The sequence below is a fragment of the Streptomyces sp. NPDC020875 genome (genome assembly GCF_040641415.1).
Classification (GTDB): domain Bacteria; phylum Actinomycetota; class Actinomycetes; order Streptomycetales; family Streptomycetaceae; genus Streptomyces.
In genome coordinates this window covers 1-2,122 of the sequence record NZ_JBFADP010000136.1, presented here as the reverse complement: position 1 = coordinate 2,122, position 2,122 = coordinate 1, and the positions used below count along the sequence as shown (strand labels likewise).

2 protein-coding genes are annotated in these 2,122 nt (G+C 70.5%); both read right to left on the bottom strand.

Annotated features, from left to right (window positions below):
- On the bottom strand, positions 1 to 1,473 hold a 1,473-nt coding region (locus tag AB0G74_RS34305; RefSeq protein ID WP_361154638.1), incomplete at its 3' end, for an IS200/IS605 family accessory protein TnpB-related protein.
- Entirely contained in the window at positions 1,466 to 2,047 is a 582-nt protein-coding gene (locus tag AB0G74_RS34300; RefSeq protein ID WP_361154635.1) for an IS607 family transposase, read from the bottom strand. The genes AB0G74_RS34300 and AB0G74_RS34305, both read right to left, overlap by 8 nt.
- Between the last annotated feature and the right edge of the window lie 75 nt (positions 2,048 to 2,122).

Genomic DNA, 2,122 nt, shown 5'->3' with positions numbered 1-2,122 from the left:
ACCCGGTCCGGCCTGGGCGGTCCGATGCCCACGACGATCGCTCTGGTCGTCGTGGGGCGGTGCCGTCCGTCGCCGGATCGGGTGTCCGAGGGCGCGTCGCCCGATCGCGACGCTCGCGGCGTCGTGTCGGGACATCTTTCGGGTCTTGCTGGTGAGGGGCTTGCGCCAGTGCTCGTCGCCCCACTTGGAGGTGTAGGCCGGGTCGACGGCGACGACGGCCAGGTCCTGCTCTGCGGCCATCGAGACGAGCCGGGCGCGGAGCTGGGCGGTGGGGATGCCGGAGATCAGCTGCCGGAACCGCTTCTTGCGGCCGTGCTTCTCCCGGGTCTTCTCCTCGCCGAAGTCGAGGTTCTCCAGGCCGATCGCGGCGACGCCGCACCGCTTCGCCCAGTGCAGCAGTTGGGTGATGGCGTGGCGGACCTGGGCGTCACGGTGGTCGGCGGTGCCGGACAGGTCGTAGAAGAACCGCTTGGGACCACCGGCCGGGTTGCCGTGCCGATCGAGCCGGTAGGCGGCGAAGTGGTCGGCGTTCGTGTCGACCCCGACCATCCCGGCCGCGCGCGCGGCATCGAGCGGGATCGTCTTGACCACGGGCTTCTGCCAGGCCGCGGTCAGATACCAGCGGCCCCGCTCGGCGTCCAGGTGGATGCGGTAGGCGACGGCCCGGTTCGCCTCGATGCGGTCGGCCCACTCGGCGCCGCGGTGCGCGAACGCCACCCGGGCGGGCAGCCGGTACCGGCCGCGGGGTGCATTCGCCAGGTGCGCGAGCAGCGCGGGCAGTTTGATCGAGACCTCGCCGTCGGGCGTGATCCGGATGGTCTCGTTGCCGTACCGCTTTCCGGACTCGCCGTCCGCGGCGAGGAACCACCGCTCGGCCTCCCAGCGTTCCCGCCACTGGACCTCGGTCAGCTGCGCGGCGTCCAGGTTGTGGCGGGTGTTCAGCAGCCGTCGGCCACCCCGCACCACCCGCACGACCCCCGCCTCACGTTCCGCGCGAGCGACATCGAGGCGGCGCTCCAGCACGGCCAGGCGCCGCGACTTCTGGAACCACTCCTGCTTCGTGCGGTATCCGCCCGGCGCACGCTTGGTGCCCTTCTCCCCGAGCGGGAGGGACAGCCGGTGCATCAGCATGCGGACCCCGGCTTCGAGGTCCTTGATGTGCGCGAGCTGGCAGCGGCGGGAGAGCGCCCACTGATCGTGCGACGCCTTCGTGATCGACCCCGCCCAACGCGACGACGACTCGCCGGTCAGGCCCTGCTTCCGTACCGCCCACGTGTCCTTGTCGTGCTCCAGACCCTGGGCGCACCGCACGGCAAGGTCCCGGGACGCGAGCCGGCCCAGATGCCAACCCATCAGCCGGAGCACCTTCTCGTCGGCCGGGGTGAGCTCCTTGAGGCGGGTGCGTATCGCGACCCCGGACGGGCCGAGCGCAACGAACGGCGCCTCGATGGGGCGGAGCTGCTTCTCACTCACCGCAGGCCGCCGCTTCGAGTGCCTTGCGGGCGCGTTTCTTCGCCGACCCGCGCCCGTACAGGCGGGCACAGAACGAGGTCAGGACCTCGACCATGTCGCGCACCAGGTCGTCCTCGACCTCACCGTCATCGAGCACGACCAGCCGTCGTCCCGTCGCGGACAGGGCGGCCTCGACCAGCTCGACGTTCATCCGGCCCAGCCGGTCCCTGTGCTCGACCACCACGGTCGTCACCTTCGGATCGGCCAGCAGCCGACGCGCCTTCATCCGGGAACCGTTCATGCCCGAGCCGATCTCGGACTCGACACGGACGACCTGGTGCCCGGCCTTCGCCGCCCATCCGGCCAGCCGGGCGACCTGACGCTCCAGATCCCGCTTCTGGTCGTGAGAGGAGACCCGGGCATACAGGCCGACCCCGCAGGCAGGAGCCGGCGGGGTCGAGTTCGCTTCCACGTTCACCAGGATCGTGCGCGGCCCCACACGCGTAGCGGGTACCGGCAACGTGCCCTCACGGAACCAGCGGTAGGCGGTATGCGGATGCACACCGTTCGCCTTCGCCCACTCCTTGAGGTTCATACACAGATCATAACGCACACTCAAACACGCACATGCACACTAGAGTTCACTCCCTGCCGAGCAGTTCACCACCCC

Bases quoted from the DNA above. Each gene is read 5' to 3' on its own strand.
- AB0G74_RS34300 (WP_361154635.1), bottom strand. From the start codon at position 2,047: ATGAACCTCAAGGAGTGGGCGAAGGCGAACGGTGTGCATCCGCATACC.